The sequence below is a fragment of the Pseudonocardia cypriaca genome, from assembly GCF_006717045.1.
Classification (GTDB): domain Bacteria; phylum Actinomycetota; class Actinomycetes; order Mycobacteriales; family Pseudonocardiaceae; genus Pseudonocardia; species Pseudonocardia cypriaca.
Map to the genome: position 1 here is coordinate 170,257 of NZ_VFPH01000003.1, position 15,544 is coordinate 185,800.

The window sequence follows — 15,544 nt, forward strand, 5'->3', positions numbered from 1 at the left end:
GAAGACGGAACAGATCTGTACCGATTGGAGCGCTGTTATGACTCGCATCCCGCCGCTGACGGTCGACCACGCCGACGACGAGCAGCGCCGGCTGCTGTCCGACACCCAGCGGCAGCTCGGCCGCGTGCCCAACCTCTACGCGTCGATGGCGCACTCACCCGCCGCGCTGCGCGGGTACCTCGGCCTGCGCGACGCCCTGGCGGGTGGCGCGCTCGGCCCCGTCGAACGCGAGCTCCTCGCCCTCCTCGTGGCGCAGGACAACGACTGCGAATACTGCGTCTCCGCACACTCCTTCCGCGGCGACCGGATGCGGATCAGCGAGGAGGACCTGATCCGGGCCCGACGCGCGGACAGCCAGAACCCGCACACCCGGGCCGTGCTCCGGCTCGCGCGCTCCGTACTGGCGCAGCGCGGACGGGTGGCCGACGACGAGCTGGCGGAGGCCAGCGCAGCCGGCGTCACCGACGCCGAGGTGCTCGAAGTCGTCGCGCACGTCGCGCTGAACGCCCTCTCCAACTACGTCAACCACGTGGCCCGCCCACCGCTCGACTTCCCCCGCGTCAGCACGACGGTGGACGAGGCCGCGGCGTGAGGTGGCTCCTGGCGACAGCCGTGGCGGCGGGAGCGGGGGTGGTCGCCGTGGCCGGCACCCTGCTCGACGCCGGCCCGGGGCCCGCGGCCCCGCTCGCCGCGACGCTCGCCCTCGTCGTCGCCACCCCGGCGGCACCGGCGGCGCGTCCGCGCGTGGTGCTCGCCGGCTACGCGCTCTCGACGCTGGGCGGGGCGCTGGCGAGCGGGGCGCTCGGCCTCGCCACGACGCCGGCCCCCTGGTGGCACGCGGCCGCGGCGATCGCACTGGGCGCAGGGCTGGCCGTCGCGCTCATGGCGGGGTTCGATGCGCTGCACCCACCGGCCGCGGCCGCCGGCTGCGTGGTCGCGCTGCAGCCGGTGCTGCACTCGCCGGTGGCACTGGTCGTACTGGCAGGGGGCGCGGCCGTGGCCGGTGCGGTCGCGGTCCGCGCCCGCCACCGGCAGCCGGACCCCGTCAGCCGACGAGGACCTCGGTGACGGGCAGCGAGGAGTCGGCCGGCAGGTCGGCCGGGCTGGGCTTCGCCCCCGCCGCGAACAGGTGGGCACCCAACGCGGCCACCATCGCCCCGTTGTCCGTGCACAGACCGGGGCGGGGCACCCGCAGCCGGATGCCGGCGGCGGTGCAGCGCTCCTCGGCGAGCGCGCGCAGCCGCGAGTTCGCCGCCACACCGCCGCCGAGCAGCAGCGTCTCCATCCCGCGCTCCCGGGCCGCGCGCACCGCCTTGGCCGTCAGCACGTCGACGACGGCCTCCTGGAAGCTCGCGGCCACGTCCGCCAGCGGGACCGGGGTGCCGGCCCGCTCCAGGGCCTCGACGTGGCGGGCGACGGCCGTCTTCAGGCCGGAGAAGGAGAAGTCGAACGGCGCGTCCCGCGGACCGGTGAGGCCCCGGGGGAACGCGATCGCGGCCGGGTCGCCGTCGCGGGCGACCCGGTCGATGTGCGGGCCACCGGGGAACGGCAGCCCGAGCAGGCGCGCGACCTTGTCGAACGCCTCGCCCGCCGCGTCGTCGATCGTGGCGCCGAGCGGGGTGACGGGGCCTGCGATGTCGGGCACGTCGAGGAGGCTCGAGTGCCCGCCGGAGACCAGCAGCGCGAGGCACGGCGGCAGCGGGCCGTGCTGCAGCGTGTCGACGGCGACGTGCGCGGCGAGGTGGTTCACCCCGTACAGCGGCACGTCCCAGGCGGCCGCGTAGGCCTTGGCCGCGGCGACCCCGACGAGCAGCGCACCGGTGAGCCCGGGACCGGCGGTGACCGCGACCGCCTGGACGTCCCGGCCGGAGACGCCTGCGGTGCCGAGCGCGCGGTGCACGGCGGGCACCATCGCCTGCAGGTGCGCCCGCGACGCCACCTCGGGCACCACACCGCCGAACCGGGCGTGCTCGTCCACCGAGGAGGCCACCTCGTTGGCGAGCAGCTCCACCCCGCCCGCGTCGTCGAGGCGCACGACGCCGACGCCCGTCTCGTCGCACGAGGTCTCGATGCCCAGGACGATCATGATGTGCGCTCCCGCCGCATGGTGTACGCGTCCGCGCCGCTCGGCCGGTAGTAGCGCTTGCGCAGCCCCACGACCGTGAACCCCTCGGCCTCGTAGAGCGCCTGCGCGGCCTCGTTGTCGGTGCGGACCTCTAGGAACACGGTGGCGCCCAGCTCGTCGGCCACCGTGAGCAGCCCGCGCAACAGCGCGCGGCCGATCCCGCGGCGCTGGTGGGCGGGGTCGACGCCGATCGTGTGGATCTCCGCCTCCGCCTGCGGCGGCCCGGCGACGAACCCGAGCCCCGCGTACCCGACCAGCAGCTCGCCGTCCCGGGCGGCCAGGTACGGATGGCCCGCCCGCAGCTCGTCGCGGAACGCGCGCTCGCTCCACGGGTCGTCGCCCGGGAAGAGGAGCCGTTCCAGCTCGGCGCAGCGCGCCGCGTCCGACTCGCGCAGCACGTCGATCTGCACCGAGCTTCGGGACGCCGGGGCGGGCATCAGGCGCTCACCCGCTTGCGGGTGCCGGGCTCCACGGCATCGGGGCGGCGCAGGTAGAGCGGCACGAGCGGGTCCGGCGCCGTGCCCGCGCGCAGGACCGCAGCCGCCACCGTGACGAGCCCCGTCGGCGACGGCGACTCCGGCGGCCGCGCCGGCAGCCCGACGAGCGCAGCCGAGCCGCCTGCCGCAGCCACCGCCCCCAGCTCGCGCGCCCGCTCGACCACCACGGCTGGCGCGTGGACGTGCGGTCCGTCGACCCGCACCCCCGACTCGTCGTAGGCGGCCCAGTAGACCTCGCGGCGCCGCGCGTCGGTGACGACGAGGAGCGGGCCTTCCCCGGCCGCGTCCACCGCGATCGCGTCGAGCGAGCACACGCCGTGCACCGGTACGCCGAGCGCATCACCCAGCGCGGCGGCGGTGACCATGCCGACCCGCAGCCCGGTGAACGGCCCCGGCCCCGCCCCGACGACCACGGCGTCGATCTCGCGCAACGGTGTGCCGGCATCCGCGCAGACCGCCTGGACGGCCGGCATCAACAGCTCGGCGTGCTTGCGGGCGTCGTGCTCCACCCGCGCGGCCCGCAGCAGGACGGCGTCGTCGGTCAGCTCGACGACACCCGCGGTGACGGCGGGCGTGGCGGTGTCGATGGCCAGGACCTGCACGTGTCGAGCCTACGAGCGCCCGGTCACCAGGCCGCGATGAGGTCCGGCAGATCCGCGAGGCGGTGCAGCACGGCGTCGGGGTGCACGTCCACCGGCACCTGCTGGGCGGCCGGGATGTCCGAGTGCGGCACGAACACCGCCCGCATGCCCACCGCCTTGGCACCGCTGATGTCGTCGTACGGGCGATCGCCCACGTAGACGCACGCACCCGGGTCGTCGACGCCCACCGCGTCCATGGCGGCCCGGAACGCCTCCGGGTGCGGCTTGGTCCACTCCAGGTCGCTCGACCACACGCAGGCGTCGAACAGGTCGAGGACGCCGTCGGAGCGGAACCGGGCCTCGTGCCACTCCCGCGGCCACGAGGTGGACGACAGCACGCCGAGCTTCAGCCCGCGCTCGCGCAGCGCCTGCAGCGTGGGGGCGGCCTGCGGGTCGGTCGGCATCTGCCCGAACCAGAAGTCGCGGTGCAGGGCCAGGGCCGACTCGCGCACCTGGGCTGGTACGTCGGCCGGGTGGTGGTGCGCCGCGTCGGCCAGCACCTGCTCGAGGGTGAAGGCCCGGTGCTCGTCGCGGACGGCGGCCCACCGGGCGTCCTCGGCGGCCAGCAGCGCATCGGCGAGCGCGGCCGCGCGCTCCGCGTCGCCGTCGTGCAGGACGTCGGCGAGCAGGCGCCAGCCCTCGAGGTTGTCGATCCGGTTCCAGGGGGTGAGCGTGCCGCCCCAGTCGAAGATGACGGCCTCGATCACGCGTCCTCCATGACGGACACGGTGGCCGTGCGCACGTCGTCGGGCTGCCGTTGCAGCCGCACGAGCAGGTGCCGGGAGGCCAGCCGCTCGGCCACCCCCTCGCCCCACTCGACCACGACGACGGCCTCGGAGAGGTCGGTGTCGAGGTCGAGGTCGTCGAGCTCCGCGGCACCGCCGAGGCGGTAGGCGTCGACGTGCACGAGCGGAACCCCGCGGCCGCCGGGGAGCGGCCGGTGCTCGCGCGCGATCACGAACGTCGGCGAGGTGACCGGCCCGGCCACCCCGAGGCCGCGGGCGATGCCGCGCACGAGCACGGTCTTGCCGGCGCCCAGCGGCCCGGACAGCACCACGAGGTCGCCCGGTCCGAGCTCGGCGGCGAGCCGCTCGCCGAGCGCCTCCGTGTCGGCAGGCTCCGGCAGCACCAGCTCGACGTCCAGCTCCAGCCCCGCGGTCATGCGCGCCACCGGAACCGGCGCGGGCGGACGCGGTCGGCGCTGCGCCGGATGAGGTCGACGAGCGCCTCGTCCATCTCGGCGGGCCGTTCCAGCATGGGCAGGTGCCCGACCCCGTCGAAGTGCACCAGCCGGGCGTCCGGCAGCTCGGCGGCGATGACGTCGCTGTGCGTGGCCGGGATCACGCGGTCGGCCGTGCCCGCGGCGACGAGCACCTCGCAGCGGGCGAGCGAGGGCAGCGCGGCCACCCGGTTGTGGCTGTTGACGGTGTCGGCGAAGTCGATGAGCGCGTCGACGGCGTTGGTGCTGATCATCGTGTCGACGAGGTCGACCAGCCAGGGGGCGACGTGGCGGTCGCCGTAGGCGAACTTGCGGGTGAGCGACCAGATCACGTCGCCAAGGGCCTTGCGGGCGGTCTCCACGAGCGTGGGCTGCAGCCGTGCGAGCAGACCGACGCCGCGGGTGAGCGGGTTGTGCCGGGACAGCAGGGTGCCCGGCAGGCCACCGCTGGCCACCTCGCCCGCCGAGGTCGAGATGAGCGCGACGCCCACCACCCGCTCGGCGAACAGCTCCGGGTTCTGCTCGGCCATCGCCATGATCGTCATGCCGCCCATGGAGTGGCCGACGAGCACCAGCGGCCCCTCGGGGGCGAGCGCCCTGATCACGGCGTCGAGGTCGTGGCCGAGCTGCTCGAGGGTGCAGCTCTCCTGCGGGGCGCGCTCGGAACGACCGTGGCTGCGCTGGTCGTAGAGCACCACCCGGATCGACGGGTCGGAGAGCGCGGGCAGCGACTGGCGCTGGAAGTGCCAGGTTCCCCGGTCCAGCGCGAAGCCGTGGACGAGCACCACGGTGAGCGCCGGGTTCCCGTCCTTCGCCTCGATCTCCTCGCAGGAGAGGCGCACCCCGTCATCGGCGGTGACCGACGACGGCTCGCTCACCGGCAGCCCGGCCAGCTGCGGAGGCTTCTCCGACAGCTGCGCGGCCAGCCGCCTGCGCTCCGCCGCGACCTGCGAATGCTTGTGGGCGGCCACGCCGACGGCGACGCCGGTGACCGCCGCGCCCGCTGCTCCTGCCACGGCTCCCCAGATCTGTCCTCGTCTCACCGGGCGATCCCGGTGTGCGTACGGGTCACGCGCCTGCTGTGCACGCCCGTGACGATCTCGTAGTGGATGGTGCCGAGCTCGTCCGCCCAGTCCTGGGCGGTCGGCTCCCCATCGTCACCGGGGCCGAAGAACACCGCTGTGTCACCTTCCCGGACGCCCGCGCCGTCCTCGCAGTCCACCACCACCTGGTCCATGCTCACCCGGCCGACGACCGGGCGCAGCGCGCCGCCCAGCAGCACCCGCATCCGCCCGCTCAACCTGCGCGGCACACCGTCGGCGTACCCAACCGGGACGAGCGCAAGGATCGTGTCGCTCCGGGTGGTCCACTCGTGCCCGTACGACACGCCCTCACCGGCCGGTACCCGCTTGACCAGCGCCACGCGACCGCGCAGCGTCATCGCCGGCTTCAGGGACGTCTCGGCGGGCGGGCGACCGAGCGGGTCGAGCCCGTACACCGCGATCCCCGGCCGGACCAGGTCGAAGTGCAGGTCGGGACGCGTGAGCGTGGCCGCGGCGTTCGCCAGGTGGCGGATCGGGGTGAACCCGCGCTCGCAGGCCGCCTCCCACGCCGCCGTGAGCCGGGCCGCCTGCAGGTCGAGGCTGGGGTGGTCCGGGATGTCGGCGTTGGCGAGGTGCGACCAGACCGCCACGACCTCCACGTGCCCGTCGGCGGCCGCCTTCTCGACGTCGTCGAGCAGGGCGTCCCAGTCGGCGGGTTGCACCCCGCCCCGGGAGAGGCCGGTGTCGACCTTCAGGTGCACCCGGGCCGGGCGGCCGGCGCGCCGGGCACCCGCGGTGACGGCGGCGAGGTGCGCCCGCGACGCGACGGACAGATCGACGTCGGTGGCCACTGCCTCGGTGAAGTCGTCGTCCGGCAGGTGCAGCCACGACAGCAGCGGCGCCGTGATCCCGGCGCCCCTCAGCTCCGCGGCCTCGTCGAGGGTGCAGACGCCCAGCCAGGACGCGCCCGCCACCAGCGCCGCCTCCGCGACCGGCACCGCGCCGTGCCCGTACCCGTCGGCCTTGACCACGGCCATCAGCCGGGCGGTCGGGGCCGCCGCACGGAGCACCTCGACGTTGTGGCGGATGGCCGCGAGGTCGACGAGGGCTTCGGCCCGCGGCGCACTCGACGGAGACTCCACGTAGTCAATCATCGCATTCGCCGTGGATCGCGCATCCCGGCTGGCCCGACCTCCCGGGCACCCGCGAGCGGGGAAACCCCACGGCAGCGGGTCGTGCGGGCACGCTAGGCACGCCGCCGCGCGCGCAGGTTGCGGTTCTTCACGCGGTTCCCGCAGCCGGACATCTCACACCACCTCCCACGCCGCCCGTGCGATCGGTCGTAGAACGCCCAGCCGCACTCGTGGTTCTCACACGCTTTGAGGCGCTGCCAGGTCCCGTCGGCCTGGGCGTCGCGGATCACGATCAGGAGTCCCGTCCAGGCGATCTCGGACCCAGAACGCGGCGAGGGCTCGATGTGCACGCGACCGATCGGATCGATCTCGAACAAGGGCGTGCTCGCCCGAGCCGCGGCGCGCAGCGGTGCCAGAACGGCTGCACCGGGAGGCGGGCCGCCTGCGTTCGCCGCCAGTACCGCCCGGACGCTCTCCCGCACCTCGCGTGCAACTCGCAGCTCTTCGTAGCCCAGGACGGTTGCGGCGTCCGCGAGACCGGCAGCAGTCAACCAGTGGCGGGCGCTGTCCGGCTCGCGGAGGAGATCGGTGTCGCTGTCCGCCTCGAACGTGTTCACGAACGCCTGGACCAGCAGCAGCGGCATCGGGGCCGGCTTCGTCTCGTCCGGAGCGACCCAGGCGGGGAGGGGCATCCGGCCATCCTATGCGTCGTGACCAGTAAAGCCCGTTGACAGGTCATGCCGTGACCGGCAAGCTGTGTTTCATGGTCACGCCGAAGGCGGTGCTGGTGACCGGGAGCGGCGGCGGGCTCGCCGAGCGGAAGATCCGGGCGCGCGACGTGTGGGCGGCCCGCCTGTGCGCATCGCGGCTGGACCGCAGGCTCGGCGCGGGCGAACCGCCGGAGAACAGCGCCGTGCTGGCCGTGCGGGCCCAGTGGCTGGTGCGACCGGCCGCTTGCAGGGGACTGGCCGGCACGCTGCAGCGGGTGCTCGCACTGACGGACGGGCAACCGCGGGCGATCACGGCGGTGCGGGTCAGCCGGCGCCACGTCCGTGCCGCTGCCCCGGAACTGCAGGGACTCGTCGACCGGCTCCTCGCGGGCGGCCCGGTGTCGGCGTGCGGTGTCGCGCAGCTGAGGGCCCTGCTGGCCGATGGCAGCGGGCCGGTCTACCACCGGCGTTGTCCCGACGACCTCGCTGCCCGGTTGCGCGAGGTGCGGGCGGCGCTGGACGCCTTCGGCCCGATGCCCCGCTAGCGCAAAGCGGCCCGTACGGAGCGGATCGCGGCCGGGAGGGCGGCCTGCAGGCGGGACGCAGGGGCCGGGGCGCCACGGGCGGCCAGGCCTGCTGCCAGCCCGTGCACGTAGGCGGCGCATCCCGCGGCCCACCACGGCTCGAGACCCGCGGCGAGCAGCGCGCCGATCGTCCCGGTGAGGACGTCACCGGACCCCGCAGTGGCCGCCCACGAGGACGTCGAGGGGTGCACGAGCGCCCGCCCGTGCGGATCGGCGACGACCGTGGCGTTGCCCTTGAGGAGCACGGATACCCCCAGGTCGGCCGCTGCCCGGCGGGCCGCGCCGATCCGGTCCGTGCCCACCTCACCCGCCACCCGCGCGAACTCGCGGTCGTGCGGGGTGAGCACGACCGGTCGTCCGCGCAGCGCGTCCCTGAGGTCCTTGTGGGTCGCCAGCAGTGTGATGGCGTCGGCGTCCACGCAGAGCGGCACCTCGTCGGCGACGGCCGCGGCCAGCACCGCGCGGCCCGCGTCGTCGGTGCCGATGCCGGGCCCGACCGCCCAGGCCTGCACCCGCCCCGCCTCCTCGATCGAACCGGTGGCCACGACCTCCGGCCACCGGTCGCGCACGCCGGGCGCTGCGCTCCCGGCGAACCGCACCATCCCGCTCGTCGCGAGCGCGGCGGCGCCGCTGGCCAGCACGGCCGCACCGGGGTAGGTCGCCGAGCCGGCCGCGATCCCCGTGACACCCTGCGTGTACTTGTCGTCGGTCGGGCCGGGCACGGGCCAACGCGCGGCCACGTCGGGGGCGTCGAGCACGTGGGCGTGCGGCTCCGGCAGGAGCGGGCCGAGCCCGATGTCCACCAGGTGCACCGACCCGCAACGGGCCGCCGCGAGGACGTGCACCGGCTTGAGCGCACCGAAGGTCACGGTCGCTGCGGCGGTGACGGCGGGCCCGTCGACGGCGCCGGTGTCCGGGTCGACCCCGCTGGGCAGGTCCACGGCCAGCACCGGCACGCCCGCCGCGTCGGCGGCCGCCACGAGGCGGGCGGCCGGCTCGCGCAGCGGGCCCCGGCCGGAGATGCCGACGACGCCGTCGATCACGAGGTCGGCTCCGGGAACGGCCACGAGCCCGGCCCCGGCGTCGACGATGCGCCCGCCCGCACGCAGCAGCGCCGTGAGCCCTTCCGGATGCGCCCGCGCCGGATCGAGCAGCACGGCCGTGACGCCCACCCCGCGCCTGCGCAGCTCCATGCCGGCCCACAGCGCGTCGCCACCGTTGTTGCCCGCCCCGACGAGCAGCACGACCCGCCGCCCCGCCACGCGCCCGTCCGCGGCGAGCAACCGTCGGGCGTGCACCGCGAGCCCGAACGCGGCCCGCCGCATCAACGCACCGTCCGGGGTGCGCCCCAGCAGCACGGCCTCGGCGTCCCGCACCTGCTGAGCAGTCCATACCCCCCGCATGGGAGGAGCGTAGGACCCGCTCCCGCGTTCCGCGCGTCCCGTCGCAGACCTCCTACCGGGGCCGCTAACGTGCGCCCTGTGACCCGCACCCGCTCCGCCGCCCGACCGCCCGAGGTGCGCGGCGCCAAGGACGCCGTCGAGCGGCTGTCGCGGCCCGGCCCCCACACCGTGCTCCGCGGCGACCTCGGCATGGTCGGCCTCCCGGGCGTGGTCTTCGCGCCCGAGGAGGGCCTTGGACTGCCGGCCGTCGCGTTCGGGCACGACTGGCTGCAGCCCCCGCAGCGCTACGCCGACCTGCTGCGCCACCTCGCGTCATGGGGCATCGTCGCGGCCGCCCCCGGCAGCCACCGCGGCCCCCTGCCCAGTCACGCCGGGTTCGCCGCCGACCTGCGCACCACCCTCGACGTGTGCGCCGGAGTCCGCCTCGGCGACGGCCGCATCAGCGTGGACGCCCGCCGCACCGCCTTCGCCGGCCACGGGATCGGCGGCGCGGCCGCGCTCATCGCCGCGCAGGGCCACCCGCGGGTCGCTGCCGTCGTCACGATCGCGGTGGCGCACACCCACGTGGCCGTCCACGACGCGGCGAGCGCGGTCACCGTGCCGGCACTGCACATCGCCGCCGGCCGCGACACCGTCACCCCGCCCGCCGGCAACGCCGAGCCGGTCGCGGCCGCGGCCGGCGGACCGGTGTGGCTCCGGACCATCGACAAGGCCTCCCACACCGGCTTCCTCGAGGGCACGCACTGGAGCGACTTCGTGCTCTCCGGCAGCCCCGACGCCAAGACCCGCCGCCTCACCCGCGCCCTGGTCACCGCGTTCCTGATGCACCACCTGCTCGACGAGGACCGCGTCGACGTCCTCGTCGACGGCCAGGTCCCCCGCACCACCCTCATCTCCCGCCCCTGACCCGCCCGGTTCCGGTGCCCGCGAGTCGCGGTCTGGGTGTACGCGAGTCGCGGCCTGGGTGCGGCGCGTCAGCCGGGCCGAGGTGGGTCGAGCTCGGCGATCCGCATGCCTCGCTCGTCGTCGACTCGCTGGGCGTCCGTGCCGCCGAGCCGCATGCCGGTCCGCCGGCCTCCTCCGCCGCCAGCGGGGAGCGGTGGGACGACGGCGTCGGCGGCCTGCCGCGCGTACGCGTCGCTCTGCTCGGCCGCGGCGGTCGCCTCCCGCCCGAGCAGGGCGCCCAGCAGCGACGTGCGCTCCGCCCACTCCCGGCCCCGGACGTCCGGCCAGTCGCGGGCGACCTGCTCCCCGAGCACCGCGACCCGGCGCCCGACGTCGCCGAGCACTTCCGCGAGCTGCGCGCACCACCGCGCCGCGTCCCGGAGCGCGTCGTCGCTCACCGCAGGTCCAGGGCGTCCCGGAGGCGGGTGAGCGCCGTCGACAGCTCCGCGTCGGCCGCGCTCCCGGCCGCCGCGGCACCGCGGAGCGCGTCGCTCAGCTCCACGAGCTCCCCTGCGGCGCGGCGCAGCCGCTCGATGTCGAGGCCCGCGGGTGCGCCGCGCAGCGCAGCGTGCAGCTCGTCCGCCAGCCCCGAGGCAGAACGGGCGTGGCCGTGCAACCGGTCGGGATGCAGGTGCAGCTGGGGCGGCATGCGTCGATCGTGCCGGAACCGCTCATCCGCCGAGGGCGAACACGGAAATACCGCGGAGCGGAATGTGTTGTCGTTGCCGTGGGGGATGTCACGGGGGATGTTGTCGTCATAGGTGCCGGTCCGGCCGGCCTGGTGCTCGCTCGCCTGCTCCATCGGGCCGGGATCCCGGTCACGGTGTTCGAACGCCGGTCGCGGGCCGAGCTCACCGCGAAGCCGGGGGCAGGCCTGATCGAGTACCGGACCGTCGAGCTGCTGCGGAGCGTCGGGATCGCGGACGTGGATCTCGAGTTCACGCTGCGGAACGGGCGCATGGAGTTCCGGACGCCGACCGCGTCGACCGTGTTCGACTACGGGCGGCTGACCGGCGACCGCCCGAACTACATCTATCCGCAGCACCAGCTGGTCGGCGCTCTGAGCGATGCGCTGGTCGCGGAGGGGGCCGACGTGCGGTTCTCCACCGCGGTCGGCGCGGTGCGCCAGGACGCGGACGGTGCCGTCGTCACGCTGGCGGACGGCAGCGAGGTCGACGCGCAGGTGGTGGTCGGGTGCGAGGGCTCGCGCAGCGTGGTCGCCACCGCGATGACGGGGCTGCGCACGAACCGGGAGGACCTGCCGGCCCGCCTGATCGCGGTGATCGCCGACGCCCCGCCGCTCGAGGGGCACACGCTCTACGGCCTGCATCCGCGCGGCTTCGCGGGTCAGATGCGCCGCGGGCCGCACCAGACCCGCTACTACCTGGAGGCACCGGCCACGGACACGGCCGCCGACTGGCCGGAGGAGCGGATCCGCTCGGAGCTGGCGCGCCGGCTCGACATCCACGGCAAGCTCGACGACGTGCCGCTCGGCGAGCCGACCGTGGTCGAGCTCCGCGTGCGGGTCAACGAGCCGATGCAGGACGGCAGGCTCTTCCTCGCGGGCGACGCGGCCCACCTCATCACGTCCGCGGCGGGCAAGGGCATGAACCTGGCGATCCAGGACGCGGTCGAGCTGGCCGCCGGGCTGGTCGACAGGTTCGGCCCGGCCCGGGACGGCGGCCGGCTCGCCGACTACACCGCGACCCGGCTGCCCGCGATCTGGCGGACCGAGGCGTTCTCGATGTGGTACCTGCGCGTCCTCCTCTCCGGACTGCGCAACGGCTCGGAGCCGGCCGGCGCGGTACCGGGCGGGTTCACGAACGGTGTGCGGGAGGGTTGGCTCGCGGCGCTGCTCGGCGACCCGCTGCTGGCGCGCTGGTTCGCGCACGCCTACGCCGGGGTCGACACCTCGCCCTAGGCGCGTGCGGCAGACCGCGGGCTCATGATCGACGGAATGGCGATCAGTGGACCGCGGCGACGACCTCGGCCAGGCGCCCCGCGGTGGCCTGCGCCTGCTCGGCGGTGGGCGCCTCGACCATCACGCGGACCAGCTGCTCCGTGCCCGACGGCCGCAGCAGCACGCGGCCGGAGCCGCCGAGCTCGACCTCGGCCTTCTCCACGGCCTCGCGGACGGCCGCGGACCCGGCCACGGCGGCCTTGTCGGCCACCTGCACGTTCCGCAGCACCTGCGGAAGCGGGGTGACGACCGCGGCGAGATCGGCGAGGGAGCGGCCGGTGGCCGCCATGCGCGCCATCAACCGCAACGCGGTGAGCAGGCCGTCACCGGTGGTGGAGTAGCGCGGCAGGACCACGTGCCCCGACTGCTCACCGCCGAGGCTGAACCCGCCGTCGCGCAGCTCCTCGAGCACGTACCGGTCGCCGACGGCCGTGGTGCGCACCGTGATGCCGGCCTCGCGCATCGCGAGGTGCAGGCCCAGGTTGCTCATCACGGTGGCGACGAGGGTGTTCTCGGCCAGCTCGCCCGCATCGCGCATGGCGACGGCCAGCACGGCCATGATCTGGTCGCCGTCGATCTCCGCGCCGGTGGCGTCGACGGCGAGGCAGCGGTCGGCGTCGCCGTCGTGGGCGATGCCCAGGTCGGCCCCGTGGGCGCGTACGGCGTCGCGCAGCGACCCGAGGTGGGTGGAGCCGACGCCGTCGTTGATGTTGAGCCCGTCCGGCTCGGCGTGCAGTGCCACGACCTCGGCGCCGGCGCGCCGGTACGCCTCCGGCGCCACCGTGGACGCGGCCCCGTGCGCGCAGTCGACCACGACGCGCAGCCCGGACAGCGGGACCGGCGTGACGGCGAGCAGGTGGTCGCGGTAGCGGTCGACGGCGTCGGCGAGGTCGCGCACGCGCCCGATCGCCGCCCCCGTGGGCCGGTCCGCCGCGGCGCCGATGCCCTCCTCGACCGCGCTCTCCACGGAGTCGGGGAGCTTGTGGCCGCCCGCCGCGAACAGCTTGATGCCGTTGTCCGGCATCGGGTTGTGCGACGCGGAGATCATCACGCCGAGGTCGGCTCCGAGCTCACCGACCAGGAACGCCACCGCGGGCGTGGGGAGGACCCCGACGCGAACCGCATCGGCACCGGCCGAGGTGAGACCGGCGACGACCGCGGCTTCGAGCATCTCACCGCTCGCACGCGGGTCGCGGCCGACGACGGCGACCGGGCGGTGCGAGCGATCCCGCTCGGCCAGCACGCGTGCGGCGGACGCGGAAAGCGCCACGGCGAGCTCCGGGGTGAGGAGCTCGCCGTTGGCCAGTCCGCGAACGCCGTCGGTGCCGAACAGACGCCGTGCGGTCAACGCGTCAGCGCTTGCTGTACTGGGGCGCCTTGCGGGCCTTCTTGAGGCCGTACTTCTTGCGCTCGATGACCCGCGGGTCGCGGGTGAGGAAGCCGGCCTTCTTCAGCGGCGGGCGGTCCTCGGAGTCGGCCTCGATCAGCGCACGGGCGATGGCCAGGCGCAGCGCACCCGCCTGACCGGACGTGCCGCCGCCCTTGAGGTTGGCGAAGATGTCGAAGCGCTCGGTCTTCTCGACCGTGACCAGCGGCTCCCGGATCAGCTGCTGGTGCAGCTTGTTCGGGAAGTACTCCTCGAGCGACTTGCCGTTGAGCCGGAAGGCGCCGGACCCGGGCATGAGCCGCACGCGGACGACGGCCTCCTTGCGGCGGCCGACGGTCTGGATCGGGCGGTCGGAGTAGACGGCCGGAACCTCGGGCAGCGCGACGTCGACGTCGACGTCGGTGTCGCCTGCGAACTCGGTGTCGTACTCCTCGGCGGAGTCGGCGATCTCGGTGGCCTCTGCGTCGACCGCGGCCTCCTCGACGGCCTCGATCTCGGACTCGGGGGTGCTCACGGGCTGTCCCTCTTCTGGTGTGGTCGCGTCTGGCGTGGTCACTGGGCGACCTGGGTGATCTCGAACGCGGCCGGCTTCTGCGCGGCGTGCGGGTGCTCGGGGCCGGCGTAGACCTTGAGCTTCTTGGCCATCGCCCGGCCGAGGCGGTTCTTCGGGAGCATGCCCTTGATCGCCTTCTCGACGAGCCGGTCCGGGTGCTTCTCGATCATCTCGCCGACCGAGCGCTGCTTGAGGCCGCCGGGGAAGCCGCTGTGGCGGTAGACGAACTTGTTGTCCCGCTTGGTGCCGGAGACGGCGATCTTCTCGGCGTTGACGATGACGACGAAGTCGCCGGTGTCCATGTGCGGGGCGTAGGTCGGCTTGTGCTTGCCGCGCAGCAGGGTGGCGGCGTGCGTGGCGAGGCGGCCGAGCACCACGTCCGTGGCGTCGATCACGTGCCAGGCGCGGTTGATCTCGCCGGGCTTGGGGCTGTACGTGGGCACGGACCTACCTCGTCGCTGTCGTCTGCTCGTGGGAGCTGCCTCTGGTGCGCGAGTGCGGCATGCTGGGGCGCCGGGCCCGTGGGCCGGGCCGTGCGGGCCGTGGTGGCACGGCCGCGGGTGTCCACCCGCCGCACATCGAAGAACGAGGGTACCCGCCGCGTCGGAGGAGGGTCAAAACGCCCCCTCCCCCGACGCCCGAGGTCAGGCCCGCCAGCGCGAAGCGTTCACCTGTTCGACGTGACGGTAGCTCTCGTTGGCCGTGCCGAGCGCCACTCCGATCTGCCCCAGAACGTTGGCGAGGCCGGCTGCCGCGGTGTCCCACTGGCGCTGTTTTGCCTGGTACTCGGTGGCGGCCTGCCCCTCCCAGGTGGCGACCATCGGCGCCAGGAACCGCTTCAGGTCCTCCAGCTGGTTCGTCATCCGGCCCGCGACGCCGGAGACGTCGGACTGCGCGGCCTCGAGCGCCCCGAACGTGACCTTGATCTCGCCCATGTCTCCCCCTCAGCCCAGCGCCGCGCGGATCGCGGACATGTCGCTCGTGTGCTGCTCCTCCTGCGTCTGGTAGCTCACCCCGGAGCCCTGGATCGACTCGCCGATGCCGCGCAGGGCGTCGTTCAGCGACTTGGCCTCCGCGTCCCACCGCGCCATCAGCGAGATGAACGCCGCGGACGCGTCGCCACGCCACGCCCCGGCGAGCGGAGCGAGCCGGGATCGCAGTGCGGCGAGGTCGGACTGCACCGTGTCGTTCACGGTGAGCACGTGCTTCGCGGCCGCCTGCATCTCCTCGACTGTCGTGCCGAATCCCTGGGTCATGCCGGTCCCCTTCCGTGCGGTTTCCGTCACGCTCGCACCGGCACCGGGCCCCGCGGGGCGGAACGCGGTAGATCGTTCACAGGTGTGA

Annotated in this window: 21 protein-coding genes; 5 read left to right on the top strand and 16 right to left on the bottom strand. The window is 74.9% G+C overall.

Going from position 1 to position 15,544, the window contains the following annotated elements:
• The first annotated feature begins 37 nt into the window (after positions 1-37).
• The gene (locus FB388_RS32680) at positions 38-592 is read left to right on the top strand and encodes a carboxymuconolactone decarboxylase family protein (protein WP_142106565.1); all 555 of its coding nucleotides are present in this window, start codon (positions 38-40) and stop codon (positions 590-592) included.
• Positions 589-1,068, top strand: a complete 480-nt coding sequence (locus FB388_RS32685) for an HPP family protein (RefSeq protein WP_142106566.1) — start codon at positions 589-591, stop codon at positions 1,066-1,068. Before FB388_RS32680 ends, FB388_RS32685 begins: the two co-directional genes overlap by 4 nt.
• Here the strand turns inward: FB388_RS32685 and tsaD are convergent.
• From tsaD to FB388_RS32725, 8 genes are all read right to left on the bottom strand, one after another.
• Positions 1,046-2,086 carry a tRNA (adenosine(37)-N6)-threonylcarbamoyltransferase complex transferase subunit TsaD gene (tsaD, locus tag FB388_RS32690; RefSeq protein ID WP_142106567.1) on the bottom strand — a complete coding sequence of 347 codons (1,041 nt, stop codon included), beginning with the start codon at positions 2,084-2,086 and terminating at the stop codon, positions 1,046-1,048. The genes FB388_RS32685 and tsaD overlap by 23 nt on opposite strands.
• Positions 2,083-2,562, bottom strand: coding sequence for a ribosomal protein S18-alanine N-acetyltransferase (gene rimI, locus FB388_RS32695; protein WP_142106568.1), 480 nt, complete (start codon positions 2,560-2,562; stop codon positions 2,083-2,085). Before rimI ends, tsaD begins: the two co-directional genes overlap by 4 nt.
• Complete coding sequence (gene tsaB / locus FB388_RS32700) at positions 2,562-3,224, bottom strand: tRNA (adenosine(37)-N6)-threonylcarbamoyltransferase complex dimerization subunit type 1 TsaB (RefSeq protein WP_142106569.1); 663 nt, start codon at positions 3,222-3,224, stop codon at positions 2,562-2,564. Before tsaB ends, rimI begins: the two co-directional genes overlap by 1 nt.
• Before the next feature lie 23 nt (positions 3,225-3,247).
• On the bottom strand, positions 3,248-3,970 hold the full coding sequence (locus FB388_RS32705; protein WP_246122664.1) for an HAD family hydrolase: 723 nt from the start codon (positions 3,968-3,970) through the stop codon (positions 3,248-3,250).
• Entirely contained in the window at positions 3,967-4,425 is a 459-nt protein-coding gene (tsaE, locus tag FB388_RS32710; protein WP_142106570.1) for a tRNA (adenosine(37)-N6)-threonylcarbamoyltransferase complex ATPase subunit type 1 TsaE, read from the bottom strand. Before tsaE ends, FB388_RS32705 begins: the two co-directional genes overlap by 4 nt.
• Positions 4,422-5,525, bottom strand: a complete 1,104-nt coding sequence (locus FB388_RS32715; RefSeq protein ID WP_142106571.1) for an alpha/beta fold hydrolase — start codon at positions 5,523-5,525, stop codon at positions 4,422-4,424. Before FB388_RS32715 ends, tsaE begins: the two co-directional genes overlap by 4 nt.
• On the bottom strand, positions 5,522-6,679 hold the full coding sequence (alr, locus tag FB388_RS32720; protein WP_142106572.1) for an alanine racemase: 1,158 nt from the start codon (positions 6,677-6,679) through the stop codon (positions 5,522-5,524). Before alr ends, FB388_RS32715 begins: the two co-directional genes overlap by 4 nt.
• 92 nt (positions 6,680-6,771) lie before the next feature.
• Positions 6,772-7,350, bottom strand: a complete 579-nt coding sequence (locus FB388_RS32725; protein ID WP_142106573.1) for a CGNR zinc finger domain-containing protein — start codon at positions 7,348-7,350, stop codon at positions 6,772-6,774.
• Between the two features lie 71 nt (positions 7,351-7,421).
• Between FB388_RS32725 and FB388_RS32730 the strand changes: the two genes are divergently transcribed.
• Complete coding sequence (locus tag FB388_RS32730; protein WP_142106574.1) at positions 7,422-7,913, top strand: hypothetical protein; 492 nt, start codon at positions 7,422-7,424, stop codon at positions 7,911-7,913.
• Here the strand turns inward: FB388_RS32730 and FB388_RS32735 are convergent.
• The gene (locus FB388_RS32735; protein ID WP_142106575.1) at positions 7,910-9,355 is read right to left on the bottom strand and encodes an NAD(P)H-hydrate epimerase; all 1,446 of its coding nucleotides are present in this window, start codon (positions 9,353-9,355) and stop codon (positions 7,910-7,912) included. The two genes, FB388_RS32730 and FB388_RS32735, sit on opposite strands and share 4 nt — an antisense overlap.
• Positions 9,356-9,433: 78 nt before the next feature.
• Between FB388_RS32735 and FB388_RS32740 the strand changes: the two genes are divergently transcribed.
• A complete protein-coding gene (locus FB388_RS32740) occupies positions 9,434-10,261 on the top strand; it encodes a poly(ethylene terephthalate) hydrolase family protein (RefSeq protein WP_142106576.1) in 828 nt (275 codons plus the stop codon).
• A gap of 68 nt (positions 10,262-10,329) precedes the next feature.
• On the opposite strand, the gene FB388_RS32745 is transcribed toward FB388_RS32740, so the two are convergent.
• Entirely contained in the window at positions 10,330-10,698 is a 369-nt protein-coding gene (locus FB388_RS32745) for a hypothetical protein (RefSeq protein ID WP_142106577.1), read from the bottom strand.
• The gene (locus tag FB388_RS32750; RefSeq protein ID WP_142106578.1) at positions 10,695-10,949 is read right to left on the bottom strand and encodes a hypothetical protein; all 255 of its coding nucleotides are present in this window, start codon (positions 10,947-10,949) and stop codon (positions 10,695-10,697) included. Before FB388_RS32750 ends, FB388_RS32745 begins: the two co-directional genes overlap by 4 nt.
• 78 nt (positions 10,950-11,027) lie before the next feature.
• On the opposite strand from FB388_RS32750, the gene FB388_RS32755 reads away from it, so the two are divergent.
• The gene (locus tag FB388_RS32755) at positions 11,028-12,221 is read left to right on the top strand and encodes an FAD-dependent monooxygenase (RefSeq protein ID WP_170225957.1); all 1,194 of its coding nucleotides are present in this window, start codon (positions 11,028-11,030) and stop codon (positions 12,219-12,221) included.
• Between the two features lie 43 nt (positions 12,222-12,264).
• Here FB388_RS32755 and glmM read toward each other — a convergent pair whose 3' ends face one another.
• The 5 genes from glmM to FB388_RS32780 form a co-directional block, all read right to left on the bottom strand.
• The gene (gene glmM / locus FB388_RS32760; RefSeq protein WP_142106580.1) at positions 12,265-13,608 is read right to left on the bottom strand and encodes a phosphoglucosamine mutase; all 1,344 of its coding nucleotides are present in this window, start codon (positions 13,606-13,608) and stop codon (positions 12,265-12,267) included.
• Positions 13,609-13,612: 4 nt separating this feature from the next.
• Positions 13,613-14,161: a 30S ribosomal protein S9 gene (rpsI, locus tag FB388_RS32765; RefSeq protein WP_211362401.1), complete on the bottom strand. Its 549-nt coding sequence runs from the start codon at positions 14,159-14,161 to the stop codon at positions 13,613-13,615.
• Between the two features lie 38 nt (positions 14,162-14,199).
• Entirely contained in the window at positions 14,200-14,643 is a 444-nt protein-coding gene (gene rplM / locus FB388_RS32770; protein ID WP_142106582.1) for a 50S ribosomal protein L13, read from the bottom strand.
• Between the two features lie 201 nt (positions 14,644-14,844).
• Positions 14,845-15,135, bottom strand: coding sequence for a WXG100 family type VII secretion target (locus tag FB388_RS32775; protein ID WP_142106583.1), 291 nt, complete (start codon positions 15,133-15,135; stop codon positions 14,845-14,847).
• A 9-nt stretch (positions 15,136-15,144) separates the two neighbouring features.
• On the bottom strand, positions 15,145-15,456 hold the full coding sequence (locus tag FB388_RS32780) for a WXG100 family type VII secretion target (protein WP_211362402.1): 312 nt from the start codon (positions 15,454-15,456) through the stop codon (positions 15,145-15,147).
• Positions 15,457-15,544 lie beyond the last annotated feature (88 nt).

Excerpts from the sequence above, each read along its gene's own strand:
- FB388_RS32680 (WP_142106565.1), top strand. The coding sequence starts at position 38 with ATGACTCGCATCCCGCCGCTGACGGTCGACCACGCCGACGACGAGCAG.
- tsaD (WP_142106567.1), bottom strand. The coding sequence starts at position 2,086 with ATGATCGTCCTGGGCATCGAGACCTCGTGCGACGAGACGGGCGTCGGC.
- rimI (WP_142106568.1), bottom strand. The coding sequence starts at position 2,562 with ATGCCCGCCCCGGCGTCCCGAAGCTCGGTGCAGATCGACGTGCTGCGC.
- tsaE (WP_142106570.1), bottom strand. The coding sequence starts at position 4,425 with ATGACCGCGGGGCTGGAGCTGGACGTCGAGCTGGTGCTGCCGGAGCCT.
- alr (WP_142106572.1), bottom strand. The coding sequence starts at position 6,679 with ATGATTGACTACGTGGAGTCTCCGTCGAGTGCGCCGCGGGCCGAAGCC.
- FB388_RS32725 (WP_142106573.1), bottom strand. The coding sequence starts at position 7,350 with ATGCCCCTCCCCGCCTGGGTCGCTCCGGACGAGACGAAGCCGGCCCCG.
- FB388_RS32730 (WP_142106574.1), top strand. The coding sequence starts at position 7,422 with ATGGTCACGCCGAAGGCGGTGCTGGTGACCGGGAGCGGCGGCGGGCTC.
- FB388_RS32735 (WP_142106575.1), bottom strand. The coding sequence starts at position 9,355 with ATGCGGGGGGTATGGACTGCTCAGCAGGTGCGGGACGCCGAGGCCGTG.
- FB388_RS32750 (WP_142106578.1), bottom strand. The coding sequence starts at position 10,949 with ATGCCGCCCCAGCTGCACCTGCATCCCGACCGGTTGCACGGCCACGCC.
- FB388_RS32775 (WP_142106583.1), bottom strand. The coding sequence starts at position 15,135 with ATGGGCGAGATCAAGGTCACGTTCGGGGCGCTCGAGGCCGCGCAGTCC.
- FB388_RS32780 (WP_211362402.1), bottom strand. The coding sequence starts at position 15,456 with ATGACCCAGGGATTCGGCACGACAGTCGAGGAGATGCAGGCGGCCGCG.